This is a genomic window from Salinicoccus kekensis (genome assembly GCF_900220995.1).
Classification (GTDB): Bacteria; Bacillota; Bacilli; order Staphylococcales; family Salinicoccaceae; genus Lacicoccus; species Lacicoccus kekensis.
Genome location: NZ_OBQF01000003.1, coordinates 156,924 through 182,306, shown reverse-complemented (window position 1 = coordinate 182,306; position 25,383 = coordinate 156,924). Strand labels below are relative to the sequence as shown.

24 protein-coding genes are annotated in these 25,383 nt (G+C 48.3%); 16 read left to right on the top strand and 8 right to left on the bottom strand.

Going from position 1 to position 25,383, the window contains the following annotated elements:
- The first annotated feature begins 3 nt into the window (after positions 1 to 3).
- Positions 4 to 588, top strand: a complete 585-nt coding sequence (dhaL, locus tag CRN96_RS07415) for a dihydroxyacetone kinase subunit DhaL (RefSeq protein WP_097040702.1) — start codon at positions 4 to 6, stop codon at positions 586 to 588.
- Complete coding sequence (gene dhaM / locus CRN96_RS07410) at positions 585 to 947, top strand: dihydroxyacetone kinase phosphoryl donor subunit DhaM (protein ID WP_097040700.1); 363 nt, start codon at positions 585 to 587, stop codon at positions 945 to 947. Before dhaL ends, dhaM begins: the two co-directional genes overlap by 4 nt.
- A 427-nt stretch (positions 948 to 1,374) precedes the next feature.
- Here dhaM and CRN96_RS07400 read toward each other — a convergent pair whose 3' ends face one another.
- A complete protein-coding gene (locus tag CRN96_RS07400) occupies positions 1,375 to 1,932 on the bottom strand; it encodes a sugar O-acetyltransferase (RefSeq protein WP_097040696.1) in 558 nt (185 codons plus the stop codon).
- A 112-nt stretch (positions 1,933 to 2,044) separates the two neighbouring features.
- Here CRN96_RS07400 and CRN96_RS07395 point away from each other — a divergent pair, with 112 nt between their 5' ends.
- The 11 genes from CRN96_RS07395 to CRN96_RS07345 all read left to right on the top strand — a co-directional run bounded on the left by CRN96_RS07395 (position 2,045) and on the right by CRN96_RS07345 (position 13,449).
- Positions 2,045 to 3,316, top strand: coding sequence for an amidohydrolase (locus CRN96_RS07395; protein ID WP_097040694.1), 1,272 nt, complete (start codon positions 2,045 to 2,047; stop codon positions 3,314 to 3,316).
- 264 nt (positions 3,317 to 3,580) lie between these two features.
- Positions 3,581 to 3,799 (top strand): heavy-metal-associated domain-containing protein, encoded by a 219-nt coding sequence (locus CRN96_RS07390; RefSeq protein ID WP_097040692.1) that lies wholly within the window; start codon positions 3,581 to 3,583, stop codon positions 3,797 to 3,799.
- 22 nt (positions 3,800 to 3,821) lie between these two features.
- Entirely contained in the window at positions 3,822 to 5,717 is a 1,896-nt protein-coding gene (locus CRN96_RS07385; protein ID WP_097040690.1) for a heavy metal translocating P-type ATPase, read from the top strand.
- A gap of 150 nt (positions 5,718 to 5,867) precedes the next feature.
- Positions 5,868 to 6,515 carry a Crp/Fnr family transcriptional regulator gene (locus CRN96_RS07380; protein WP_230822274.1) on the top strand — a complete coding sequence of 216 codons (648 nt, stop codon included), beginning with the start codon at positions 5,868 to 5,870 and terminating at the stop codon, positions 6,513 to 6,515.
- A 190-nt stretch (positions 6,516 to 6,705) separates the two neighbouring features.
- On the top strand, positions 6,706 to 8,328 hold the full coding sequence (locus CRN96_RS07375) for a BCCT family transporter (RefSeq protein WP_097040687.1): 1,623 nt from the start codon (positions 6,706 to 6,708) through the stop codon (positions 8,326 to 8,328).
- Between the two features lie 87 nt (positions 8,329 to 8,415).
- The gene (locus CRN96_RS07370; protein WP_097040685.1) at positions 8,416 to 8,970 is read left to right on the top strand and encodes a DUF4256 domain-containing protein; all 555 of its coding nucleotides are present in this window, start codon (positions 8,416 to 8,418) and stop codon (positions 8,968 to 8,970) included.
- Positions 8,971 to 9,140: 170 nt separating this feature from the next.
- Positions 9,141 to 10,469 (top strand): ABC transporter substrate-binding protein, encoded by a 1,329-nt coding sequence (locus CRN96_RS07365; RefSeq protein ID WP_097041042.1) that lies wholly within the window; start codon positions 9,141 to 9,143, stop codon positions 10,467 to 10,469.
- A gap of 8 nt (positions 10,470 to 10,477) precedes the next feature.
- Positions 10,478 to 11,365 (top strand): carbohydrate ABC transporter permease, encoded by an 888-nt coding sequence (locus CRN96_RS07360; RefSeq protein WP_097040683.1) that lies wholly within the window; start codon positions 10,478 to 10,480, stop codon positions 11,363 to 11,365.
- A gap of 20 nt (positions 11,366 to 11,385) precedes the next feature.
- Positions 11,386 to 12,210 (top strand): carbohydrate ABC transporter permease, encoded by an 825-nt coding sequence (locus tag CRN96_RS07355; protein ID WP_245844585.1) that lies wholly within the window; start codon positions 11,386 to 11,388, stop codon positions 12,208 to 12,210.
- Between the two features lie 104 nt (positions 12,211 to 12,314).
- Positions 12,315 to 12,797 (top strand): CHAP domain-containing protein, encoded by a 483-nt coding sequence (locus CRN96_RS07350; protein ID WP_097040679.1) that lies wholly within the window; start codon positions 12,315 to 12,317, stop codon positions 12,795 to 12,797.
- Positions 12,798 to 12,828: 31 nt separating this feature from the next.
- Complete coding sequence (locus tag CRN96_RS07345; RefSeq protein WP_342745139.1) at positions 12,829 to 13,449, top strand: FMN-binding negative transcriptional regulator; 621 nt, start codon at positions 12,829 to 12,831, stop codon at positions 13,447 to 13,449.
- A 288-nt stretch (positions 13,450 to 13,737) separates the two neighbouring features.
- Here CRN96_RS07345 and CRN96_RS07340 read toward each other — a convergent pair whose 3' ends face one another.
- From CRN96_RS07340 to CRN96_RS07320, 5 genes are all read right to left on the bottom strand, one after another.
- On the bottom strand, positions 13,738 to 14,406 hold the full coding sequence (locus CRN96_RS07340) for a hypothetical protein (RefSeq protein WP_143544300.1): 669 nt from the start codon (positions 14,404 to 14,406) through the stop codon (positions 13,738 to 13,740).
- Entirely contained in the window at positions 14,393 to 15,289 is an 897-nt protein-coding gene (locus CRN96_RS07335; RefSeq protein ID WP_245844584.1) for an ATP-binding cassette domain-containing protein, read from the bottom strand. Before CRN96_RS07335 ends, CRN96_RS07340 begins: the two co-directional genes overlap by 14 nt.
- Complete coding sequence (locus CRN96_RS07330) at positions 15,276 to 15,659, bottom strand: GntR family transcriptional regulator (protein ID WP_097040673.1); 384 nt, start codon at positions 15,657 to 15,659, stop codon at positions 15,276 to 15,278. Before CRN96_RS07330 ends, CRN96_RS07335 begins: the two co-directional genes overlap by 14 nt.
- Before the next feature lie 123 nt (positions 15,660 to 15,782).
- Positions 15,783 to 17,303, bottom strand: a complete 1,521-nt coding sequence (locus CRN96_RS07325; RefSeq protein ID WP_097040671.1) for an ABC transporter permease/substrate-binding protein — start codon at positions 17,301 to 17,303, stop codon at positions 15,783 to 15,785.
- The gene (locus CRN96_RS07320; RefSeq protein WP_097040669.1) at positions 17,300 to 18,256 is read right to left on the bottom strand and encodes an ABC transporter ATP-binding protein; all 957 of its coding nucleotides are present in this window, start codon (positions 18,254 to 18,256) and stop codon (positions 17,300 to 17,302) included. Before CRN96_RS07320 ends, CRN96_RS07325 begins: the two co-directional genes overlap by 4 nt.
- Positions 18,257 to 18,537: 281 nt before the next feature.
- On the opposite strand from CRN96_RS07320, the gene fdhF reads away from it, so the two are divergent.
- From fdhF to CRN96_RS07305, 3 genes are all read left to right on the top strand, one after another.
- Complete coding sequence (gene fdhF, locus CRN96_RS07315; protein ID WP_097040667.1) at positions 18,538 to 21,501, top strand: formate dehydrogenase subunit alpha; 2,964 nt, start codon at positions 18,538 to 18,540, stop codon at positions 21,499 to 21,501.
- Complete coding sequence (locus CRN96_RS07310; RefSeq protein WP_097040665.1) at positions 21,501 to 22,175, top strand: helical membrane plugin domain-containing protein; 675 nt, start codon at positions 21,501 to 21,503, stop codon at positions 22,173 to 22,175. Before fdhF ends, CRN96_RS07310 begins: the two co-directional genes overlap by 1 nt.
- 133 nt (positions 22,176 to 22,308) lie before the next feature.
- Complete coding sequence (locus CRN96_RS07305) at positions 22,309 to 23,016, top strand: ferredoxin reductase domain-containing protein (RefSeq protein ID WP_097040663.1); 708 nt, start codon at positions 22,309 to 22,311, stop codon at positions 23,014 to 23,016.
- A 471-nt stretch (positions 23,017 to 23,487) separates the two neighbouring features.
- Here the strand turns inward: CRN96_RS07305 and CRN96_RS07300 are convergent, their stop codons facing one another.
- Entirely contained in the window at positions 23,488 to 24,489 is a 1,002-nt protein-coding gene (locus tag CRN96_RS07300) for an FUSC family protein (protein WP_097040661.1), read from the bottom strand.
- A gap of 111 nt (positions 24,490 to 24,600) precedes the next feature.
- On the bottom strand, positions 24,601 to 25,341 hold the full coding sequence (locus CRN96_RS07295) for an SDR family NAD(P)-dependent oxidoreductase (protein WP_097040659.1): 741 nt from the start codon (positions 25,339 to 25,341) through the stop codon (positions 24,601 to 24,603).
- Positions 25,342 to 25,383 lie beyond the last annotated feature (42 nt).

The following is a 25,383-nucleotide window of genomic DNA, read 5'->3' as shown; positions in this document are numbered from 1 at the left end:
CTTATGGATAATACGATGCTTCTGCAAAGGCTGCACAGACTGCAGGAAACCTTTACGGAAAAGGAGGCTGAACTCACCGCACTGGACCGTGAAATCGGTGACGGAGATCATGGGGTGAATATGAAGCGGGGGTTCAACGCTGTAAAAGAAAAAGTCACGGAAGGCAGCACACAGGAAATCCTCAAACAGACCGGTATGGCACTGATGGGTTCGATCGGCGGCGCAAGCGGCCCTCTCTACGGTTTCAGCTTCGTCAAAATGAGCGAGGCGGCAAAAGATGAAATCGATGGGGAGAATCTCAAGGAGCTGCTTGAGATTTTCGCTGAAACAGTAAGTTCCAAAGGCAAGGTCAGCGGCGGTGAAAAGACGATGTACGACGTCATATCCAGGGCCAAAGAAGTGCTGGGTGAAGACGGTGCCCTCAAATTGAAAGACCTCCAGAAACTGGCGGATGATACTGAAGACATGATGGCCACAAAAGGGCGCGCCGCATATTTCAAGGAAAAATCAAAGGGCACGGTGGACCCCGGCGCCCAAAGCGCAGTATATGTATTAAGTGCATTTACACTTGAGGAGGAAGCAGGATGACCGAAATTTTAATCATCAGTCACAGTAAAGATATTGCATCCGGTACAAAAGAACTCATTGAACAAATGGCTGAAGGCGTCACTGTCCATGCCTCCGGCGGCGTCGGCGGGGGCATCGGTACAAACATCGGCCAGATCGACCATATGCTTTCCGAGGTGGAAAGTGACACCATCTGTTTTTTCGATATCGGATCCAGCCTGATGAATCTTGAGATGGCAGTCGAAATGTATGAAGGTGAACACGAAATTCATATTGCCAATGCGCCGATCGTGGAGGGCAGCTTCCTGGCGGCGGTTGAAATAAGTATCGGCACAAATACCGCTGAAATAATGGGGAAATTGAGCGGAATGGTGAAGTAATAAGGGTTATAACGCATGGCATTATATGAGAATAATGGTATGCGTTATAACATCGTAACGCCCGGCGCACGGTCGATTTCTGATTATTTTACAGGTGGAGTTGGTTGTGAATCTTCTTTTATAATTAAGAACTTCCTCTAACGGGTATGCATAAAATACCACAGGTTAAAAAGATTCAGGAAGGTGATAGAATGATTCTCAGGGCGATTTTGGGTACGCTTGTAATGATCTTTTTCATCATCCCTTTTATAAGAAGGATACAGAATGACCGCAGGGAAGGTAAGGATATAAGCAAATGGAGCGTTACTTTCATTATCATAGCTGTAGTGCTTTGGCTCTTCATGATCACTTGGGTCATCATGTATTACGCATAAAGGATGAGTCGCATAAAAACAACTCCGGCATCCAATGATGCCGGAGTTGTTTTTTAATCGATTTCCCTGATCACATGACAGGGGACACCCATTGCCAGGCTGTTGGGCGGAATATCTTTTGTCACGACACTGCCTGCACCGATGACGCATTTCTCCCCGATTGTAACGCCGGGCATAACGCTCACGCCCGCGCCGATCCAGACGTCGTCACCCACCGTGATTGGGGAAGCTTTCTCCAGCCCTTTACGGCGCTCGGCTGCATCCAGTGGATGTTCGGCAGTGTAAAATCCGCATGAAGGACCTATGAACACATTATCCCCCAAAGTGATTTCTGCACCATCCATGAAATAGCTGTTCATATTGATGAATACATTCTTGCCGAACTGCACATTATAGCCGTAATCCACCATGAAAGGACTCGATATATTGAGGTTTTCAGGTATATACCCGAGCAGTTCCACAATGATTTTCTGTCTCCCTTTTTCATCGCCGGGATTCATTTGATTGAATGTATGACAAAGATTCTGCGCTTTATTTCTTTCCTCCGATAATATCCGGTCATAATTTGCGTTGTACCATCCACCGTCAATCATTTTTTCCTTTTCATCCATATGGACTGCCTCCAATACTGATATATATAAAATTCTACAACCCTTGAAGGGCAATCTCAAATATTAGTGATATAATTTACTGTAAATTCAAATATGATCACGAGGTGAGAAAATGGAAAGGCTTCAAAATCAAATGGTCACTTGGCGCAGGGATTTTCATAAGCATCCGGAACTTGGATTCCTGGAGATGCGGACCGCTTCCATAGTCGCGGAACAGCTTGAGGGACTGGGGTTTGAAATACAACTTGGCAGGGAAGTCATGCACCCTGATTTCTGCATGGGTAAACCGGATGAAAAAGCGACAGCCGCCCATTTTGAATGGGCAAAACGCCACGGGGCCGTGGAGAAATACTTACAGCACTTTGAAGAAGGTTATACGGGAGTGGTGGGCATATTGGATACCGGCACACCGGGTCCGACAGTGGCATTCCGGGTCGATATGGATGCCCTGCCCGTCTACGAAAGCGAAACGGACAATCATTTTCCGAACCGCAACCATTTCCGGTCGATCAATGAAAATATGCATGCATGCGGACATGATGTCCATACAACGATCGGACTCGGGCTTGCTGCAATGCTCAGTGAACATAAGGATGAACTGAGAGGGCGGATAAAGCTCATTTTCCAGCCGGCCGAAGAAGGGGTCCGCGGTGCGAGATCCATGGTGGAAGCAGGTGTGGCAGATGATGTGGATTATTTCATCGCTTCACATATCGGGCTGAATGTACCGTTCAACCATTTCATCGCTTCCAATAACGGTTTCCTGGCCTCATCAAAAATCGATGTATCATTCAAAGGCGTCGCTTCACATGCGGGCGGCCATCCTGAAGAGGGGAAGAATGCGATGCTTGCCGCAGCTTCTGCGGTTTTAAATCTGCACTCCATCCCAAGGCATGCAGACGGGGCCACCCGCATCAACGTCGGGGAAATCCATGCAGGCAGCGGCAGGAACATCATTCCCGACAGCGCCGAGTTGAAAGTTGAAATCCGCGGTGCCACAACAGAACTTAATGAATATATGAAGTCCTATGCCGAGAAAGTCATCGAAGGTGCGGCAATCATGCACCAGGTCGATTATGATATCACTCTTGCAGGGGAAGCGATCAGCGCCAAAGGCTCACCGGAACTCGCAGCAATCATGCACAAGTCGGCTGAGAAGGCCGGCCTCAACAGTGAGCTCGAGAACAATTCCGCAGCAGGATCTGAAGACGCTACCTACTTCATGGAAGCCGTGCAGAAAAGCGGGGGCTATGCGACTTACTGCATCTTCGGCACCGACCTTGCAGCCGGCCATCATAATGAAAAGTTCGATGTCAATGAAGACAGCATGATGTCTTCCGCCCGGGTCCTGTTCGAAGCCGCTAAAACACTGACACATGAATGATTCTTACACCGTACGTCCATTCCAAAGAATGGCGTGCGGTTTTTTATTTGGTAAATCTAAGATCTTCACATCATTTCTTGATCCGGGTCAATTTTTAACCCTCCACAATCCGGTAAAGTTATAAGTGACAAAAGTGAACCGCACGAAACCAGCGCTTTAAAAAGAGTTCTTCAAAACTTGACCTGGGTCAATTCCTTATCTGAAGAATTGACATACAATTAAGTTAATAAAGAAAACAAATATATCAAGGAGGGGTTTTCAGTGATGAAAACAAATTTAAGAACAGAAGATCTGACTTGTCCGAGCTGCATTAAGAAAATAGAGTCCGGTATCGGTAAAAAAGAAGGTGTCAGCAAGGTGGACGTAAAGTTCAACCTCAACAAAGTTACGGTGGAGCATGACGAATCGGTCACAGGAGACGAATTGAAAAATGTGATAGAAAAACTCGGATATCCGGTCAAATCGGTGAAATCATCCGCATAAAATATGATAAGGAGGGACAAACATGGCCCTATGGTTTAACAAACACTTGAACAAATTGATGTATACATCCGGCGCACTGATCATCATCGGCCTCATATTCATGTTCGCAGGCTTACCGGTCATCCGTGATGTCACATTCGTACTCGCGACACTGATCGGCATCGGTCCGATCATCCAGCGCGCATGGAGCGCGCTCACGGTTAAAAGTTTCAGCATTGAATTATTGATCACCATTGCAGTGGCAGGGGCATTATTCATCCAGGAATATACGGAAGGTGCGATTGTGACATTCCTGTTCCTCTTCGGCGCTTTCCTCGAAAAGCGCACCCTTGCCAAAACGCGCAGCTCGATCCAGTCGCTTCTCGATATGGCGCCTGATACGGCAAGGGTCATCCGGGAGGGTGAAATCGTCGAAATAGATATTGATGAAGTGGAAGTCGGCGATACAGTCATCGTCCAGCCGGGCGGTAAAATCCCGGTCGACGGCACAATCATCAAAGGTAAGGCGCAGATCAACGAATCCGCAATCTCCGGTGAATCCGTACTGCAGAATAAAACCCTGGAAGATGAAGTGTTCAGCGGCAGTATCATAGATAGCGGATATATTGAACTTGAAGCGGTGAAAGTCGGGGAGGATACGACATTTTCAAAAATCATCGAGCTGGTGGAAGAAGCATCCGAACGTAAGAGCGGCACCGAGAAATTCCTGAACCGTTTCGCACAGTACTATACGCCGGGCATCGTAGTTCTCGCAATACTGGTGGCAGCCATCACGCAGAACATACACCTTGCGATAACATTCCTTGTGATAGCATGCCCGGGTGCCCTGATCATCGGTGCGCCTGTCGCATATGTCGCAGGCATCGGCAACAGTGCGAAGAAAGGTGTCCTCGTCAAAGGGGGCGAGACGATCGACCAGTTCGCAAAAATCGATACAGTCATATTTGATAAGACAGGTACATTGACCGAAGGCCGTCCGAGTGTGACAAGCGTCGCAGTCTACAATGGTATGGACGAAGATGAACTCCTTGCACTCTCGGCATCACTCGAACAGGTGAGTGAACACCACCTTGGACGCACAATCATCAAAGAAGCGGACGACAGGAAACTTGATGACCGCTTCAAAGTCGAAAATGCAGAAGCGATCAAGGCACGCGGTGTCAGCGGTGTGATCGAGGGGGACAAATACTATATCGGCAACAAGAAATTGATCGATGAACAGAACATCAACGTTTCCGACAGCATCCTGGAAGATTACATCGGTGAGCAGAAAGAGGGGCGGACGGCGATGTTCATCACGAAAAATGATGAAGTCATCGGCTTGATCTCCATCATGGACAGGATCAAGGAAGATGCACTTGAAGCAGTCCGGACACTGCGTGATAAAGGCGCGAAGAAGCTTGTAATGCTGACGGGTGACAACCGTTACGCAGCGGAAAAGGTTGCAAATATCCTCGGCCTTGATGAATTCCATGCAGAACTGCTTCCGGATGAGAAGATGGCCTACATTGAAGAAGAGCAGGCGGCAAAACGTAAAGTTATGATGGTCGGCGACGGCATCAACGATGCACCGGCACTCGCACTCAGTGATGTGGGTGTTGCAATCGGCCACGGCGGCACGGATATCGCAATGGAAACTGCAGATGTCGTACTGATGAGTGAAAAGCTCAGCAAGCTTGCAATCGGCTACACCATGTCGAAATCCACATTCAACGTCATGCTGCAGAACACCGCGATCGCATTGCTCACAGTAGTGCTCCTGCTGCTTGGAGTCGTCTACGGCTACATCCATCTTGCTTCCGGCATGCTCATCCACCAGGCAAGCGTCCTGGCAGTCATCATCAACGCAATGCGCCTGATGCCGATGAACAGGAAAGACAACGAAGCAGAAGTCGCAGCCAAAGAAGCCACAGTTTAACCGGCATTTCCTTTAAAAGCACCCTTTCGGGTGCTTTTAATTCGTCATATATGCCTCAACCTCATTTCCTTTTCAGAGGTCGTACCAATGTTATAATTGAATTAATATGCATCAAGCACAGGCGGACAAAATATTCAGGAGATGATTCAATTGAAATTGAAAGGCCATCAGTTGTGTGTCAGCAGAGTACCCATCTTCAGCCATCTGGATGATGGGCAGTTGCGCGAAGTGTTCTCCAAGATAAACCATAAGCACTTGAAGAAGGGTGACTACCTGTACATGGCGGGAGACCGGAATGAGTCGCTGTCGGTGCTGCACAAGGGCAGAATCAGAATCTACAGGCTGAACCCGGAAGGCAGGGAGCAGCTTGTCAGGGTGCTCGGCCATGCAGATTTCACCGGTGAAATCGCACTTTTCAACGATGAAAACATCCACGAGTCCTATGCCGAAGTCATGGAAGATGCACAGGTGTGTACAATCAGGCGGTCTGACATATATGAACTGATGCAGAAGTACCCGGATATCGCCATCAAGATCATTGAAAGCTTCGCCGAAAGGTTGAATGAATCTGAATCAATGACTACGAATATATCACTGCTCAGCAGTACTGAAAGGCTCCGGGAGTATATACGCACTCATACGGAAGGGGAATTCCTGAAACTCGGGATGCCAAAAAAGGAACTGGCATCCTACCTGAGCATGCAGCCTGAAACACTCGCCCGCAACTTCAAAAGACTGGAAGACGAAGGGTCCATCAAAAAGATTGATAATAAAACTTATGACATCATCAATATATGATGCCATGCAAAGGCCAGGCACCCGGATCAAGGGGCCTGGCCTTTTTATTTTGACCGTATATAAAGTGAAAAAAGGGGAATAACCACTTAATCCTGTTGAAAATCGGAAGCACGATTGTTAGTATCAATAACGTTGCTTTAATTTTATATGATTTGTACACAATATATCATGTTACGGAGGAGGAGAAATCTTGGCCAAACGAAAAAACAACAGGAAGTTTTCGGATGTGTTCATCTACGGTGTTATCGTCATCGGCCTCATCGTCTTACTCGGTGCGGTTTTCCCGGTCAGTTTCGGTGAGATTTCCGGCTCGATATCTGATTGGATCACTGAATACTTCGGCTGGTATTACATGATACTGACTACATTGCTCGTTTTCTTCTGTGTATTTTTACTGCTCAGTCCAATCGGTAAATTAAAGCTCGGCAAGCCGGACGAAAAACCGGAGTTCCGTACGGTATCATGGCTTGCCATGCTGTTCAGCGCCGGCATGGGGATCGGTCTTGTATTCTACGGGGCATCGGAACCGATGTCGCATTATGTCGCACCCCCGAGTGCAGAGCCTGAAACCCGTGAAGCGATGCTCGAATCCATGCGGTCCACATTCCTGCACTATGGTTTTCACGCCTGGGCGATGTACGGTGTCGTCGCACTGGCCCTCGCATACTCACAGTTCAGAAAAGGCGAAGTCGGACTGCTGTCCAAAGTGCTCCGTCCGCTGTTCGGGGACCGTGTGGATGGTCTGCTTGGCATCATTGTAGATGTGCTCGCCGTCTTCGCGACAGTCGTCGGTGTTGCCGTGTCCCTCGGCATCGGCGCCATGCAGATCAACGGCGGCCTGAATTACCTATTCGGCCTCCCGGTCAACCTCGTCATGCAGGGTGTGATCATCGCCGTAATCACGGTTTTATTCCTGATCAGTGCCTGGTCCGGCCTGAGCAAAGGCATCCAGTATTTGAGCAATTTGAATATGGTCCTTGCCGGTCTTTTGCTCCTATTCATACTGATCGTCGGTCCAACCATACTCATATTGAATATGATGACGGCGGGGACCGGGCAGTACCTGGGGACCTTCATGACGCAGAGCTTCGATGTTGCCCCGCTTGATGCCCAAAAGAGTGAATGGATGAGCACCTGGACGATCTATTACTGGGGTTGGTGGATGAGCTGGAGCCCGTTCGTGGGCATCTTCATCGCACGCGTTTCACGCGGGCGCACCATACGTGAATTCGTCATGGCGGTTTTATTCGTACCGACCTTGATCGGCATCATATGGTTCAGTGCTTTCGGCATGACGGGAGTTTCCGTCGGACGGGAATTTCCCGGGATATTCGAGCTGCCGGCAGAAACCCAGTTGTTTGCAGTGTTCGACCAGCTGCCGCTGGGCTTGATTTTATCATTCATTGCCGTGCTGCTGGTGACGTCTTTCTTCATCACATCTGCAGACTCCGCGACATATGTCATCGGTATGCAGACATCGTTCGGTTCATTGACGCCTACAGGGAAAGTGAAGATCACATGGGGGATCGCGCTGTCAGCCATCGCTTATGTGCTGCTGCTCGCAGGCGGGCCGACAGGGCTCAATGCCCTGCAGTCTGCAGCCATCATATCGGCGCTCCCGTTCAGTATAGTCGTCATACTCATGGTCCTTGCATTCTTTAAAGATGCGAATGCCGAGCGCAAGTACTTCGGACTGACGATCAGCCCCGATAGAAAGCGTTATGAAAACTATGTCAAAGGCTCAGCAGAAGAGTATGAGGAAGACCTCGAGGAATACAGGGAGAGGGCCAAGGAAGACCCTCCGGGAATTTAATCAATTAAAACAGGCCGGCCGCATTTTTGTGCGCCGGTTTTCTTTATTGTAAAATATATTCAACGATATAAGGGGAGGTTGTGATCCATGAATAAAAGAGCTTTATCCCGTGAGGAAGCAGACAGCTTATTGGAGACGCTGGAACAAAGATTCACACAAAATGCACACAGGCACGCAGGCATTACATGGCAGGAGGTGGCATCCAGACTGCAAAGTGACCCGGAGAAATTATGGTCATTGAATGAAATGGAAGCTACCGGCGGCGAACCGGATGTGACCGGCCGTGATGGGGACGGGTTCATATTCATGGACTGCTCCCAAGAGAGTCCGAAAGGCCGGCGCAGTCTCTGCTACGATCATGCTGCTCTTCGATCGAGGAAGAAAAATAAGCCTGAAAACTCTGCAGTGAACGTGGCTTCGGAGATCGGCATCGAGATTTTAACAGAAGATGATTACAGAAATCTTCAGTCCAGTGAATCCTTTGACTTGAAAACTTCGTCCTGGATCGAGACGCCTGAGGAAATCAGGGAGCTCGGCGGTGCATTATTCTCTGATCACCGTTACGGCAGAACCTTCACATACCATAACGGGGTCGAGTCGTATTATGCTTCCAGGGGCTTCCGGGGAAAACTGAAAATATGAGTTTCACCGTTCCCGCTTCAGCCGGTCATCATCAGATGGCCGGTTTTATTTTGCTGTTCATCAAGTATTTAAAATATTCTATTTACTCATAGAGAAGAAGCAGAAGCTGTGCTACAATTGAAGTGAATTTTTTATATTTAAATTACATGTATATGAAGGGACTGAATGAAATGAAGAAAATTTTCTTTTTAGTATTTTTAAGCACTGTCATATTGGGGGCCTGCGGCGGCTTCACCACGGGCGATTCTGATACCTCATCAGACAGCGGCGGTTCCGAGGGGGCTGAAGCCCAGGATGAAAAAATCGTTCTGGATTTCTGGACTTTCTGGGGCTCCGAACAGCGCAGACCGGTCATCGACCAGATCATTACAGACTTCAATGAATCCCAGGATGAAATTGAAGTGCGGCATACTTACACCCCGTGGGGGGACATCTGGACCAAAAACCTGGCGGCAATTGCTGCAGGAGATCCGCCTGACGTCATCATCAATGACATCATGACGGTCAAGCTGCGTGCAGAGGAAGGACAGATCGAACCCATCACTGAATACGTCGATGAAGAAGTCACCGGCCGTTTTTACGATCAGATGATGGATGCATCGACCCATGAAGATGAAGTTTATGCTTTACCTTTCAACACGGACACCCAGATCCTCTTCTATAATAAAGATCTCTTCGAGGAAGCTGGACTGGATCCGGAACAGCCGCCCGAGACATGGGAAGAGCTGGATGAATATGCCGGGCAGTTGGATGTACAAGAAGGGGACACTTATGAGCGCATTGGCTTCTATCCTCTGATCGGGGCGGGGACGGATGTCTGGATACTGAATGCCCTCGGTGAGAATTACTTGCAGGAAGACGGGGAAGTACTGGTGGATACAGAACCTGTACACGAAGCTTTCAACTGGATCCTCGACTCCCAGGAAAAATACGGACAGAGTCAAATCACAAGCGTCAACTCCCAGTTTGAAAATGCTCAACAGGACCCTTTCATGGCGGGAGATGTGGCAATGATGGTACAGAACGCCAACTACTATGTCCAGCTGCGTGACTTTACTGAAGATCTGAATTTCGGAGTCGCCCCGATTCCTGAACGTGAACCGGGCAACGGGAACACTTCCTGGGGCGGAGGATTCGTGGCTGAAGTCCCTATGGGTGCGAGCAACCCCGAAGCATCCTATGAATTCATCGAGTATCTGACCAACTACGATGCTCAGCTGTACTGGGCTGAACAAAACTTTGACCTGGTCGCCCATGAAGAAGCCGGTGTCAGTGCCACCGAAAGTGGAGAATTCACAGATGCCGGACGTGAAGTTTATACGCAGATGATTGAGAATATGGACAATACGCTGCTGACACCGCAGCCTGTCATCGCACCGGATTATGCGGGGACCGCCAATCCGATCTTTGAATCCATAGTGAGCGGCAACACTGATGTGGAAAGTGGTTTGGAAAATGCCCAGTCGGAACTGGAGCAGCTGGTTGAAGATAACCGGTAGGCCGTCCTATGAATAGAAAGAAGGAAAACTTATTCGGGTATATCTTCATTTCCCCCTGGATAATCGGGTTCCTGGCGCTCACCCTGGGCCCGCTTCTGTTCTCGCTGTACGGCAGCTTTACAAATTATAATGTTGTCTCCCGGATGGATTTCGTCGGCCTGGATAATTATCAGGAACTCTTTACAAACGATAATCTGTTCTGGGTATCGCTGTATAACACTTTTTACTTTGTCATATTCTCAGTGCCGCTGACGACGATTCTCGCCATACTGATTTCGACGATGATGAACCAGAATATTCCGGGCATGAGGGTCTTCAGGACGATTTACTACCTGCCGGCCATCCTGTCCGGGGTGGGGGTCTACCTGCTTTGGATGCAGCTTCTGGATCCATCGACAGGGCTGGTCAACCAGTTCCTGGCCCTGTTCGGCATAGATGGACCGAACTGGCTTTTCGATCCCGACTGGGCAAAGCCTTCACTGATCTTCATGAAACTGTGGAGTGCCGGAGGCAGCATGCTGCTTTATCTTGCCGCCATGCAGGGTATACCCAAAACCTTCTATGAAGCGGCACAGATTGATGGTGCTACAAGGGTGCAGATGTTCTTTAAGATTACATTACCGATGGTGTCACCGATCATTTTCTTTGATATCGTCACAAGTACGATCGGCTCCTTCCAGATTTTCCAGGAAGCTTATGTGATGAGTGCGGATAATGCCGGTGCACCGGAGAACTCGTTACTGTTCTTTAACTTATATATGTGGATCAGGGCGTTCAATCTCTTTGATATGGGTTATGCCATGGCAATGTCATGGATACTCTTTGTCATCGTCCTGCTGCTCACTCTTCTCAACTTCTGGTTGTCCAAGAGATGGGTCCACTATGAAGGAGATTGAATATGTACAACACTAAGAAGATGAAATTTTGGAAATCTGTCAATCTCGTCCTTTTGCTCGTCGGCGCCCTTTTCATGATTGCACCCCTCTTCTGGATGGTCTCGATATCTTTGAAATCATTGGAGGAGATATACCAGGGTGGCTTTAATTTCATTCCTGAAAATATACAGTTTTCAAACTATGCAGCAGTTTTTGAAATCATTCCGTTCTTCACTTATTTTGTAAACACTTCGATGATTACTGTACTTGTCGTGCTGGGTAATGTATTCGTCAATGCATTCATCGCTTACGGTTTTGCCAAAATCCAGTTCAAGGGGCGTGAGACACTATTCATCATCGTCCTCTCCACCATGATGCTGCCGGGGTTCATCACTTTGATCCCCCAGTATGTAATCTATGCGAACCTTGGACTGGTGAATACGTATTATCCTTTGGTGCTGCCTGCGTTTCTTGGAAGTGCGTTCAACATCTTCCTGCTGCGCCAGTTCTTCAAAGGTGTGCCCAACAGTATGATTGAAGCGGCTAAAATGGAAGGGGCAAACCATTTCTATATATTCTTCAAGATTGCACTCCCGATGGTCAAACCTGCACTGTTCACCGTGGCGATATTCTCATTCAACGGTGTATGGAATGACTTCCTCGGCCCGCTGCTGTACTTGAACGATGAATCGCTTTATACGCTGCAACTCGGTCTGCAGGTGTTCAAGGAGCAGAGCTCCACGCAGTGGCATTACCTGATGGCCGGGTCACTGATGGTTTTATTCCCTGTCATAGTACTGTTCTTCATATTCCAGAAGTACTTCATCACAGGTTCCAATATACTCGGACAGACGGAAGAAAAATAAACTGCAGCCCGCGGGCTGCAGTTTTTTGCCTGTTCATGCCGCTGAATGGAAATTGCCCAGTGAATATGATATAAACGGATTAATATTGTATGAACGGGTGAAATATGAAGAGATTAATATTTACATTGGTTGTCCTTCTGATGATCGGCGGTGTTTATTATGCCGACCGGCAGTCCGAAGAAGGATTGTGGGAAGATATCAAATATGTGGTTCTGCCCGACCCCATGGCAAGCAACACGTATGATGAAGGTGAGTGCACTTATCATGTTTTCGAACTTGTGAAGGGCGATGCCAACATGATTGAGAAAAGCTGGGGTGATGCCGAGCACTGGGCAAAGCGCGCGGAAGCGGACGGCTATACAGTGGACCGGGTTCCTGAAGAAGGCGCCATCTTACAGACTTCAAGAGGGGAGATAGGACACGTCGCCTATGTCACATCTGTCACTGAGGATTCCATTGAAATCAGTGAAATGAATTATTACGAGCCTTACGAAGTCACCGAAAGAACGGTAGAAGCGGAAAACATCAACGATTATCATTATATCCACCCCAAAGAGAACCCGCGCCCGAAAGATACTGTAAGCTGATCCGGCATGACGCATAAAATGAGATGGAGGCATGGATGAATTGTATATCCCAAAACACTTTAAAGTGGAAGATATAGAAGAAATAAAATCTTTCATCAACCAGCACGACTTTGGAACGATCATCACAATGGAAGACGGGAGACCTTTGGCCACCCATACTCCTATGATTCTGACTGAGGAAGACGGGGAGTGGACGATCACAGGACATATCTCGAAAGGCAATGCACAGTGGAAGACCTTCGAAGATCATGAAAATACGCTGATCATCTTCAAAGGCCCGGACGCCTACATCTCTTCCACATGGTATGAGGATGAAAACGTACCGACCTGGAATTACCAGTCGGTCCACCTCTACGGCCATTGCAGGCAGATGACCGAGACTGAGATGGAAGCCGATCTCATCAAGCTCCTCGATAAATACGAAGGTCACAATCCTGACGGGGCGACCTGGAACAATTTGTCCGAAGATACGCGTAAACAGATCAAGGGCATCGTTGGATTCAAAGTGAAGGTCGAAGAAGTTCAGGCCGCATACAAGATGAGCCAGAACAGGAAAGAAGACGATTACCAAAGCATCATCCATGAGCTGGGCGAACGCGATGAACTGATGGATGAGGAGATTTCCCGGGAAATGAAGCGGATCCGCCGTTAATGAATTGAAGAGCACACGAGTCTGATGTGAGATGCATAGCCATAGTTTTGTGATTCGTATATCTCTTAATAAGTGAGGGGGTTTATACGTTTCGAGGAGCTCAAATCGCATTAATCCCGATAAATCAACGACTTATACGATTACACGGCCTCAAATCGCATTACTCCCAGGAAATCGAGGACTTATACGAATATGCACCCTCAAATCGCATTACTCCCGGTAAATCAACAACTTATACGATTCAGAAAGCAGGAGGAGCCTTTTAGCTCCCCCTGCTTCTTTGAATCATCATATTTTTATCGCGATATCTTTGATGAAGTAACGGTTTACTATGATGAGGACGATGATTACTGCAATCACCGTTATAAGGATGCCCGCACCTTCTGCCAACCCGAGAGCATTGACCAGAAATGGGTCGAGAGCTTCGGAAAGGAAATTACATACGACAGTGATGACGATGGCCAGTGCCCCGAACCATCCATTCTTATAGAATCCGATGCCGATCAGTGACCCGGCTAAATATGCCAGATATACCTGCAACGCCACAGTGATCAAATTCATCACCGGATGCATATCCAGGTTATGCTGTATATTTTCCGTGCCCACAAATGGCAGGAGTCCGATGATCAAGCCGAGTACGATCATCGTAATCGTCAGTGCCACCGACATCATCGCACCGGAATAGATGTTTGCCTTATGAAACTGTTTTCTGGTCACTCCCAGTCCGATGGCCCATTTTATAAAGCCACCTCCGATGATGATTCCCATCACCAGCATGAATATCCTGTTTGAGTTGAGGCCTACCGACATATAGGAGAGGTTATCCAATTCCCCGGACCCGAATATTAGGAAAATCCCTATATAAATCACCGTAAATATTGGTATATACCAGAGTGCACCAATCAGACTGATGTACGACAAGTCCATTGTTCCATTTTTAACTCTATTGTTGTTCATGAGTGTGCTCCTTCCCGGATCTGTCTTCAGTCATGTTTATAAACAGATCCTGCATCCTCATCACCGAGTAGGTGAGGTTCATTTCTTCCATCAATGATGCATCCTCATCCGAGAGCCTGCCCAATATCGCAGCCGCTTTCGTCGGTCCGAGTGTCCTGGCTTTGACGACCCGCTTATCTTTTGAATACGCATCAATATCGGATGCATTTCCCGTCACCTGATAACCCCGCTCCAAAAATTCATCCACCGGTTCATCGACAAGCACTTTGCCGTGATGGATGATGATGACTTCATCAAACAGGTAGTCCATTTCAGAGACGATATGCGTCGACAGGACGATGATCCTGTTCTCCCTGTTTTTTGCGTTGAGCACCTGGCTGTAGAATTTTTCCCTGGAAGGTGCGTCCATGCCGTTCGTCACTTCGTCGAACAGTACGACCGGTGACATCGTCGCAAGTCCCAGGGACGCATCCACTGCAGCCTGCTGTCCCCTTGAGAGCTCCATCATCTGCTTTTTCAGATTGATATTGTATTCATCAAGGAGGGAGAGGGCATAATCGGTGTCAAAAGAAGATTTATATCTCTTAGATAACTTCAGGTAATCCTCAACCGTCGTCGATTCCTCACTGTAATCCTCCTGATGCAGAAAATCGACAAGGGGCATGATGTCCTCATTTTCATATGGATTTTCACCCGCCACGGTCAAAGTGCCGCTCGTCACTTTACGGTATGTGGCAATCAGCGAGAGCAGTGTCGTTTTGCCTGCACCGTTCCTGCCAAGAAGCCCGTAGATTTTCCCCGGCTCGAAAGTCAGATTGACATCCTGTAAAATGACTTCTTTCCTTATCCTCAAATCGACATCCCTGAATTCAACGTTCACCATTTCCATCCTCCTTTACCTCTTCAATCAGCTGATCCAAATCTTTTTCCGTCAGTCCGAGTTTCATCATTTCTTCTATCATCGGTTTGACGTACTCACCTTTGAACTTCTGTTTACGCTCCGTCAGCAGTGTATTTCTTGCATCTTCCGCCACAAACATGCCGACACCTCTCTTCTTATAAATTACGCCCTGGTCCACAAGCTGGTTGACCCCCTTCGCCACAGTCAGATGATTCACTTTGAAGAACTCGACCATTTCATTCGTTGAAGGGATCTTATCGTGATCATCCAATGTTTCATCAATGATCTGGTCGCTGATCCAATCTTTGATCTGTTCAAAAATCGGCTTCCTCTCATTCAATTTTCCATTCAAATCGGCCCCTCCTCACCACTACTATATACTTCTATATATAACTATATAACCATATATGTAATTTGTAAACCTTTATTTATAAAAAAATAAAAAACCTTCAATCAAGAAGGTTTTTTATCAAAATCACTCACTGATGAGTCCTGCTTCCAGCAGATAAGTTTCCGCCACTTCATAAGGATCTGCATCTTCGACGCTCACCTGGTAGTTCATCTGCTGCATCTCTTCATCGGTGATCTGTCCTCCCAGCCTGTTGAGCGGTTCTATGATTTCCGGATGTTCTTCCAAGAATGAAATCTTGAACATCGGGGCACCATTATAAGGCGGGAATACATTTTCATCATCTTCGAGTATGACCATCCCGAACTGTTCAAGCTCTGCATCCGTCGAGTAGGCATCGAGCAGGTCGATATCCCCTGACTCGATCGCCTGGTATCTGAGAGCCGGTTCCATCGTGCTGACATCGCCGAACTCAAGCCCGTACACTTCCTGGATGGCAGGGTAGCCGTCTTCTTCCCGGTCGTTGAACTCAAGCGTGAAGCCTGCACTGATTTCATCTTCTATAGCCTGCAGATCGCTGATTGTTTCAAGTCCGTGTTCTTCTGCAAATTCCTCTTTGACTGCGAGCGTATACGTATTATTGAAAGCCATCGGCTCAAGCAGTGTCATATCGTACTCCTCTTCGAGGCTCGTCCTGGCCTGTTCGTACACTTCCTCCTCCTCACGTGACTCGAGTTCTTCCCGGGTGATCTCTCCAAGCACCGTCCCGGTGAACTCCAGATAACCGTCGATATCATCAGACTGCAGTGCACTGAATACAAAAGTGGTTCTGCCTAAGCCGTCTTCCACATCAACGATGTGATCCGTCTCTTCCTCTATCAGGATTTTGTACATGTTCGTGATGATGGAAGGTTCCACACCGAGCTTACCTGCCACTGTGATGCTGTCTCCGCGTCCTGCAAGGAGCGGGGCTACAGCGATCAGCAGCAGCACGAGAAGGATCGAGCCGAGCGTGATGAGCATTTTTTTATAGGACAGTCTCTGCAGTATACGGAGCAATATATCAAAGAATATCGCAAGCAGGGCTGCCGGAATCGCCCCGATGATGATGAGCGACGCATTATTCCTGTCGATGCCGAGCAGTATCAAATCACCCAGTCCGCCGGCACCGATCAAGGCTGCAAGTGTCGCCGTCCCGATGATGAGCACCATCGCCGTCCTCACCCCGGCCATGATGATCGGCATCGCAAGAGGAAGCTCCACTTTAAAGAGGCGTCTCGCAGGTTTCATGCCGATCCCTTTCGCCGCTTCGACCAGGGAGTCATCGACTTCATCGATGCCTGTGTAAGTATTTCTGAGTATCGGCAGCAAAGCGTATATTACCAGGGCGATGATTGCAGGCAGTGTGCCGATGCCGAACAGCGGTATCATGAGCCCGAGCAGTGCAAGTGATGGTATCGTCTGCATCACTGCTGCGATATTGATCACCACTTCAGAAATTTTTTTGGTCTTTGTCAGCAATATGCCGAGCGGTATACCGATCACCGCTGCGATCAGTAATGCTATAAAAGAGAGCTGTATATGTTCTACGAAAGCGGCAAACAGGTCACCTCTCCTGGAATCCAGTGTCGAAAGCAGATGATTCATCGCACATCACCACTTTCATTTTTGGATAGATACTTGAACAGGTCCTGCCGGCTGAGCGGTTTAGGCCCATCTTCACCGGCGACGATGACCGTGTCATGAGTGCTGAAATATTTGAACAGGGTATTGATGTCCGTCTCCTGAACCACTTCAGGTGAGTCAGATGCAGGAACTTCATACAATGCCGGTAAGTTTTTCACGATATCCCCGGCAGTCGCCTGCTTCATCAAGTAACCGTCGACATCCCCGATGAAATCACGCACGAAATCATTTTTGGGACTGGTCAGGAATTCTTCCGGTGTCCCGATCTGCTCCACGCGCCCTTTATTGAGGAGGCAGATCCGGTCCCCCATTTTCAAAGCCTCTTGTATGTCATGGGTGACGAAAACCACTGTCTTTTTGATCTTCTTCTGCAGTTCAATCAGATCATCCTGAAGGCTTTCACGACTGATTGGATCCAGGGCGCTGAAAGGCTCATCCATCAGTATGACCGGCGGATCCGCAGCAAGTGCCCGCAGCACGCCGATGCGCTGCTTCTGGCCTCCAGAGAGTTCGCCCGGCAGACGGTTGCGGAATTTCCCAGGTTCAAGGTCCACCATTTCCAACAGTTCGTCGATGCGCGCATCGATCTCTTTATTTTTCCAGCCTTTCATTTCCGGCACCTGTGCAATATTTTCCTTGATCGTCATATGTGGAAACAGTGCAATCTGCTGGAGTACATAACCGATGTCCCAGCGCATTTCATAAAGCGGGAACTCACTGATCGGCTGCTCTTTGAAATATATGTAGCCCTCAGTGAGTGGTATGAGCCGGTTGATCATCTTAAGTGTGGTCGTCTTCCCGCATCCTGACGGACCGATGATCACAAAGAATTCTCCCTCTTCCACTTTGAAATTGACGTCCTCCACGGCGTAATCTTCCCCGTACTTTTTTGAGACATTTTTAAATTCAATCACTGTCCATCCCCTCCATCCACTTCTTTTAACTTAATCATTCTCTTAAAACCGGGCTTTCAAACAGCATCTACTCCGACTATACCGGATAAGAGAAGGTCATACCATAACCCACTGCCATGTCATTTATCTTAATTTTGGGATTAATTTAAAAGTTTACAGGGATTTCCCTCTTTTGGCCACATATTTTTTTCTGATACAATTATTCAAATAATCAAAATATGTTTCATATTACATCTATGGGGGAAGATGCATATCAAACTGTATGAAAGGGGTTTAATATTATGGCACAAGTCGGAACAGATACAGTGGAGATCACGTTGAACGGCATGGATGTCACTGCACCCAAACAGGCGAGCCTGCTGAAGTATCTTGAATCCAAAGATATCGACATACCCAGCTTATGTTACCATCCGAGTCTCGGCGCAATCGAAACGTGTGATACATGTATAGTGAAGGTCAACGGAGAGTTTGTACGTTCATGTTCAACGGAATTGAAAAACGGTGATGTTGTTGAAACTTACGGAAGTGAAGTGCACGAAGCCCAGCTGATCGCAATGGACCGGGTGATGGGCAACCATGAACTCTATTGTACGGTGTGTGACTTTAATAACGGCAACTGTGAGATACATAATACAGTCAAAGAAATGCGTATAGATCATCAGGAGTCGCCACACAGCCCGAAAGGCCATGAAATTCAGAGGAATGCTTTCTACCGCTACGATCCGGATCAGTGCATACTGTGTGGGCGCTGCGTTGAAGCATGCCAGGATCTGCAGGTCAATGAGACATTGCTGATCGACTGGACGCTTGAACGGCCGAAAGTCATCTGGGATCACGGCACGACAATCGATGAATCTTCATGCGTCAACTGCGGGCACTGTTCAACGGTATGTCCTTGCAATGCGATGATGGAAGTCGGAATGGAAGGGGAAGCCGGTTACCTGACGGGCCTCCTGAAGGATTCCTTCAGACCGGCCGTCAATGTCACCAAAGAAGTTGAAACAGGCTACAATTCCCTCATGGTCGTATCTGATGTGGAAGCTGAGATGCGGGAGGACCGCATCGAGAAGACCAAGACGGTATGTACCTACTGCGGTGTCGGATGTTCATTCGATGTATGGACGAAGGGCCGCGAGATATTGAAAGTCGAACCGCGGGAAGAGGCGCCTGCAAACGGCATCTCCACCTGTGTGAAGGGTAAATTCGGCTGGGATTTCGTCAACAGCGAAGAAAGGCTGACCAAACCCCTGATCCGGAAAGGCGACAGCTTCGTCGAATCGACATGGGAAGAGGCTCTGGACCTGATAGAGTCCAAGTTCAAAGATAAAATCAAGGAGAAAGGTCCGGATAAGCTCGCATTCATATCGTCATCAAAATGTACGAATGAAGAATCATATCTGATGCAGAAACTGGCCCGCAGCGTCGTCGGTACCAACAACATCGACAACTGTTCAAGATACTGCCAGTCCCCTGCGACGATGGGACTGTGGAGGACGGTCGGGCACGGCGGCGACTCGGGAAGCATCACGGATATTGCACAGTCTGAACTGGTGATTTCCATCGGCTCTAACACCGCAGAATCCCATCCGGTGCTTGCAACACGCGTGAAACGTGCCCAGAAGCTGCATGGACAGAAAGTGATCGTCAGCGATTTGCGCAGAAACGAACTGGCGGCAAGAGCCGACCTTTTCGTCCAGCCTAATCCGAGTACAGACCTGATTTGGCTGTCCGGCGTGACCAAATATATCATCGACCAGGGCTGGCATGATGAAAGATTCATCACAGAGCACGTCAATGATTTTGATGAATACTACAAGACAATTGAAAAATACACTTTGGACTACACTTCGGAAATGACCGGCATGTCCAAAGATGAACTGATTGAAATTGCAGAATCCATCCATAAGGCAAAAACGACATGTATCTTATGGGCGATGGGTGTGACACAGAAACAGGGCGGCAGTGATACGAGCACGGCAATTTCCAACCTGCTGCTCGCAACAGGAAACTACATGAAGCCGGGCGCAGGTGCATATCCGCTCCGCGGGCACAACAACGTCCAGGGCGCAAGTGACTTCGGCAGCATGCCGGACCGCTTCCCAGGTTATGAATTCGTGACCGATGACGAAGTGAGGGCCCGCTATGAAAAAGGATGGGGCACTGAGCTGCCGAAAGTACCGGGACTGAACAACCATGAAATGGTCGATTACATCCATGACGGCAACCTGGATATGCTCTACTTGAAAGGCGAGGAAATGGGCATCGTCGACTCGAACATCAACTATGTACAGGCAGCCTTTGAAAAGCTTGAATTCTTCGTCGTCCAGGATATCTTCTTCTCGAAAACATGTGAGTTTGCAGATGTCGTACTGCCCGCGAGCCCAAGCTTTGAGAAAGACGGCACTTTCGTTAATACGGAGCGCAGATTCCAGCGACTGTACCAGGTTTTTGAACCGCTTGAAGGCAGCAAGCCGGACTGGCAGATCATAATGGAAGTCGCCAATCGCCTCGGCGCAGGTTGGAATTATGAACACCCGGCCGAAATCATGGACGAGGCGGCATCACTCGCACCGCTGTTCGCAGGTGTCAGCTACGACCGCCTGGAAGGTTACGACAGCCTTCAGTGGCCGGTGAACGCCGACGGTACGGACACACCTTTACTGTTCACGGAAGGGTTCCCGTTCCCTGACGGCAAAGCACGGTTCTATCCGGTTGAATGGACCGAGCCTGTGGAGTTCGGCGAGGAATATGACATTCATGTCAACAACGGCCGCCTGCTCGAACATTTCCACGAAGGCAATATGACTTACAAATCTGAAGGCATCACGATGAAGACTCCGGAAGTGTTCCTTGAAGTGTCGCATGAGCTGGCCGAGGAACGCGGCATTGAAGACGGTTCATTCGTGCGTCTGACTTCACCTTACGGCAGCGTCAAAGTTAAGGCGCTCGTAACCGACCGTGTATACGGCAAACAGGTCTATCTGCCGATGAACGATTCGGGGGAAGGTGCAATCAACAAACTCACAAGCTCCTATGCAGATAAAGATACGGATACACCGGCGTATAAAGAGGCTTCAGCGAAGCTTGAAGTGCTCGGGGAGAAGGGCACGAGTCCACTGCCTAAAATCAACCACAGATACGGCAATCCACAGCCGCAGATCGGTGTCGGCGTCGAACAGAAATGGGCACGCGAGGACTACATCTTCCCTGGTGATCTGGTCAAAGAAAGAAGGTCGAAAAAATAATGGCGAAACAGACGAAAGTCATACACAAGATGAAAATCGACCCTGAAGTGCAGCACCAGCGTGATTTAAAGGAACTTGAAAACCTGCTCGTCGAAAACCGCGAGCTGCTTGAGAAACTCTTTGATATTTTAAATAAGCTTGAAGATCATGAAGTGTTGAATATGGTGAAGGGCGGACTCGCTGAAAGTGATGATATACTCTACAGGATACTGACCGCAGTCGAGTCGACCAGTGCCAGCAAATCCATCAAAAATGCTTTGCTGATGACCCAGCTGCTCGGCAGGATCAACATGTCTGAGCTCGAACCCGTCATATTGAAGCTGAACAACAGTGTGGAGATTGCTTCGGAATATGAATACAGGAACAGGGGCAAAGGCTGGTTCGGCCTCGTCAAAACAATTAGAGATCCCCAGTTCATTGAAGGTATCAATGTCCTCACCCAGTTCGTGAAAGGATTTGGGGAGAATGCGGACGATCTCAAGAAGAAGTTCAAAGTGGAGGACTCCATTTCCACGATGAGCGACAAAGCCGAGGGTTATGAGTTGGCCAAAGATGACTCGAAAGTCGATAACAAAAAGTCGGGATCATTCAAGAAGACCGCCGCAATCGCAGCAGGGACAGGTGTCCTTAGTGTTGCCGCGATCGCAGTTCCGGCTTTATTCTCAAAAAAATGAAGAGTATGAAAGACCATGGGCCGGCGGTCCATGGTCTTTCATTGTCATTACAGGACGGATTAATTGAGAATCGTTATCAGTTGGTGTATATTAGTGGATAATGAATATATTATTGACTGGGAGCATGAGATAAATGAAAATCTATTGGACGAAAATTGCTGATGTGATAGAAGAAACCCCGGAAACGAAGACGTATATACTGGAATGCCCTGAAGATTTCACATGGGAAGAAGGTGCCCACACCCACCTCGCACTGGAAGGGTTCAATGCTGGAGAACGGCCGAACAGGCATTTGATCCGTCATATGTCGATATGTACACTGCCGGGTGAAAAAGCCATCGGCATCACCACAAGGATCAGACCCCAGCGCTCTGAATTCAAGCAGCGTCTGAATGACCTGCCGATCGGCAGTCAAGTGGCTTTATTCAAGACACATTCCAACGTGCCGCTGAGAAGGGAAGAGAGACCTGTGTACCTGCTGTCATCAGGTGTCGGACTTGCGACTTTCAGGCCGCTTGTGCTGGATTTCTTCGATAATCCGGATAAAGTAACGAAAGTCCATTCAGTGAACATCGACTCTTCCAGGAATTATTTATATCCCGACCTCTTCGTGCCCGACGAGACGAAGCGGTTCCTATCTGAATTCCTCGACAACCGGATGGAGTACTATGACAGGGTCAGAAGACTCGCTGAAGATGAAGAAGGCCTGTTCTACATCGTCGGCAGTGATGAATTCCTCTCCGAAAATATCAGGATCCTCTGCAAAGCCGGGATAACGCCGGAGCAGATCATGCTTGATAAACATCCGGACAGGAAGCGGGCAATGATCGAATACTGTTAAAGAAAAGCCGTATCAGCTTAAGAAGAGCTGAGACGGCTTTTTTATGCTGCAACTTGCGCTTCTACGTCTGTATTTCGTGACCTCCGGCGCTGTTCAAGCTGAACCTTGCGATTCTACGTCTGGATTTCGCAACCTCCGGTGCTGTTCAGGCTGAACCTTGCGATTCTACGCCCAGATTCCGCAACCTTCGGCACTCTTCAGGCTGAACCTTGCGATTCTGCACCCGGATTTCGCAACTCCCAGCACTATTCAAGCTGAACCTTGCGATTCTGCACCCGGATTTCGCAACTCCCAGCACTATTCAAGCTGAACCTTACGATTCTGCACCCGGATTTCGCAACATCCGGCGCTGTTCAGGCTGAAACTTGTGATTTTACGCCCGGATTTCGCAACTTCCGGCGCTGTTCAGGCTGAAACTTGCGATTTTACGCCCGGATTTCGCAACTTCCGGCACTCTTCAGGTCAACCGGCCTACACAGAGGCCTCCTTTTTATTCGTAACTTCAGTCGTCCTGTCATGGTTGATCAACGTCCTGAATAGGATAATGATCTCATTGAGCACATGGGCTTTGAATATCTCATCCTCATCAAGTTCCAGTATACATTCATGCAGTTCTTCAAGTACGGGGTGTTCGATATCCATCCCGGACATGTCCTCTTTGATCAGGGGAAGGACTTTCTCCATCACTTCCTGCTCTTTTGGACTGAATTTCATTTTCAAATTGCGGGGGATATATATCAGGTTGCCGACATAGGTCAAATAGATTTTGATAAATTGGAGTTCTTTGCGGATGTCATTCAAGTGCCTCATACCTTCTTCATTCGAACGGTGATAGCTGTACTCATCGTGCTGGTACTGGAGCAGCTGCTCAGCTTCCGCCATGGTCTTCTGTATCTCCTTATATTTCTTATCCGATTTTGCGGATTGGAGCTTCCCGTCGGTCAATTCTTCCACGCGTTTGTGGAACAGCTGCTGGATGTCCTTTTTCGATGTCGTGGCGAGTCCCTTTATCCTGTCGATATATTCGGGCGGCAGGATGAGGTAGTTGATCACCGTACTTGTCGTGAGTCCGATCGTGGTCGTCGCAAGTCTTGTGAGGAAATGATATGCATACTCGTCCTGGATGGAGGGGATCATTGCGACAGCTGTAATCGCTGCGACCAGTACGCCGTCGTAAAGTTTCAGCCGGTATGTAATCCATATGGTCAGGGTGGCGGCAAGCGCATAGGTCAGAGCCGTCTCACCAAAGAAATAAAGGGACATCACGGCAATGAACGCACCGATCACTGATGCCGGAAATCGTACATAAGCTTTTTTCAAAGAGGCTTTGGCAGTCGGCTCGATTGTGACTATCGCTGTAATCACGGCGAATATGGGTGACAGGTTGAGCCACATGCATATCAAAGCGGTGATGAATGTCGAAATGCCTGTCTTGATGATCCTTTCGCCGAATATTTTTTTAAATGAAAACATTATACCGACTTCTTTCTATGTAATCTTCTGATGATTATACCAAATATTCCGCCTTTAATGAATTTCGACAAAAAAGACCGGGCAGAAGCCCGGTCATGTGCAGTACATAAATTATTGTGCAGTGACGCCGCCGTCAACGATGAGGCTGCTGCCTGTCATGAAGCTTGAATCATCGGATGCAAGGAAGAGGGCGGCTTTCGCCATTTCTTCAGATTCTCCCAGGCGCTTCATCGGAGTCATTTCCCTCAACGGCTCTTTCTGCTCTTCAGGTATGATCGGTGTATCTATGAAGCCCGGGCATAATGCATTGACACGGATGTTCTCCGCTGCATATTCGATGCCGAGTGATCTCGTCAAGTTCACAACGCCGCCTTTTGCCGCGTTATATGCAGCCGATCCCGCTGCACCGATCCATCCATACATTGAGGCCGTGTTGACGATGACACCGCCGTTCTCCTGCTCGCGCATCTGCTTGATTGCGTTCTGCGCAAATAGGAATACACCGTCAAGGTCGACGTTGACCGTCTTGCGGTATTCTTCATAAGTCACTTCGTGCGTCGGCTTCGATGCACCGATTCCGGCATTGTTGAACAATACATCCACCCGGCCGAATTTCTCGATCGTTTTTGCGAAAACATTTTTTGCATCTTCTTCGCTTGTCACATCAGCCTGGACGAATATCGCTTCGTAGCCTTTTCCTTCCAATTCAGACACGACTTCCTGGCCTTTCGACTCATCAAGGTCGACAAGTACCAGTTTGGCGCCTTCCTCTGCAAAAAGCTCGGCGGAAGCTTTGCCGATGCCTGAAATCCCGCCGGTGATCACTGTAACTTTATCCTGTAACTTTGCCATGAAATCTCTCCTTATGACTTTATTGTTTTCTCACATTCATCT

What these genes read in the sequence shown, in the direction of transcription:
- dhaL (WP_097040702.1), top strand. Translation starts at nt 4, where the DNA reads ATGGATAATACGATGCTTCTGCAAAGGCTGCACAGACTGCAGGAAACC.
- dhaM (WP_097040700.1), top strand. Translation starts at nt 585, where the DNA reads ATGACCGAAATTTTAATCATCAGTCACAGTAAAGATATTGCATCCGGT.
- CRN96_RS07400 (WP_097040696.1), bottom strand. Translation starts at nt 1,932, where the DNA reads ATGGATGAAAAGGAAAAAATGATTGACGGTGGATGGTACAACGCAAAT.
- CRN96_RS07395 (WP_097040694.1), top strand. Translation starts at nt 2,045, where the DNA reads ATGGAAAGGCTTCAAAATCAAATGGTCACTTGGCGCAGGGATTTTCAT.
- CRN96_RS07390 (WP_097040692.1), top strand. Translation starts at nt 3,581, where the DNA reads ATGAAAACAAATTTAAGAACAGAAGATCTGACTTGTCCGAGCTGCATT.
- CRN96_RS07385 (WP_097040690.1), top strand. Translation starts at nt 3,822, where the DNA reads ATGGCCCTATGGTTTAACAAACACTTGAACAAATTGATGTATACATCC.
- CRN96_RS07370 (WP_097040685.1), top strand. Translation starts at nt 8,416, where the DNA reads ATGAATAAAAGAGCTTTATCCCGTGAGGAAGCAGACAGCTTATTGGAG.
- CRN96_RS07365 (WP_097041042.1), top strand. Translation starts at nt 9,141, where the DNA reads ATGAAGAAAATTTTCTTTTTAGTATTTTTAAGCACTGTCATATTGGGG.
- CRN96_RS07360 (WP_097040683.1), top strand. Translation starts at nt 10,478, where the DNA reads ATGAATAGAAAGAAGGAAAACTTATTCGGGTATATCTTCATTTCCCCC.
- CRN96_RS07355 (WP_245844585.1), top strand. Translation starts at nt 11,386, where the DNA reads ATGAAATTTTGGAAATCTGTCAATCTCGTCCTTTTGCTCGTCGGCGCC.
- CRN96_RS07350 (WP_097040679.1), top strand. Translation starts at nt 12,315, where the DNA reads ATGAAGAGATTAATATTTACATTGGTTGTCCTTCTGATGATCGGCGGT.
- CRN96_RS07345 (WP_342745139.1), top strand. Translation starts at nt 12,829, where the DNA reads ATGGATGAATTGTATATCCCAAAACACTTTAAAGTGGAAGATATAGAA.
- CRN96_RS07340 (WP_143544300.1), bottom strand. Translation starts at nt 14,406, where the DNA reads ATGAACAACAATAGAGTTAAAAATGGAACAATGGACTTGTCGTACATC.
- CRN96_RS07335 (WP_245844584.1), bottom strand. Translation starts at nt 15,289, where the DNA reads ATGGTGAACGTTGAATTCAGGGATGTCGATTTGAGGATAAGGAAAGAA.
- CRN96_RS07325 (WP_097040671.1), bottom strand. Translation starts at nt 17,303, where the DNA reads ATGAATCATCTGCTTTCGACACTGGATTCCAGGAGAGGTGACCTGTTT.
- fdhF (WP_097040667.1), top strand. Translation starts at nt 18,538, where the DNA reads ATGGCACAAGTCGGAACAGATACAGTGGAGATCACGTTGAACGGCATG.
- CRN96_RS07310 (WP_097040665.1), top strand. Translation starts at nt 21,501, where the DNA reads ATGGCGAAACAGACGAAAGTCATACACAAGATGAAAATCGACCCTGAA.
- CRN96_RS07305 (WP_097040663.1), top strand. Translation starts at nt 22,309, where the DNA reads ATGAAAATCTATTGGACGAAAATTGCTGATGTGATAGAAGAAACCCCG.
- CRN96_RS07300 (WP_097040661.1), bottom strand. Translation starts at nt 24,489, where the DNA reads ATGTTTTCATTTAAAAAAATATTCGGCGAAAGGATCATCAAGACAGGC.
- CRN96_RS07295 (WP_097040659.1), bottom strand. Translation starts at nt 25,341, where the DNA reads ATGGCAAAGTTACAGGATAAAGTTACAGTGATCACCGGCGGGATTTCA.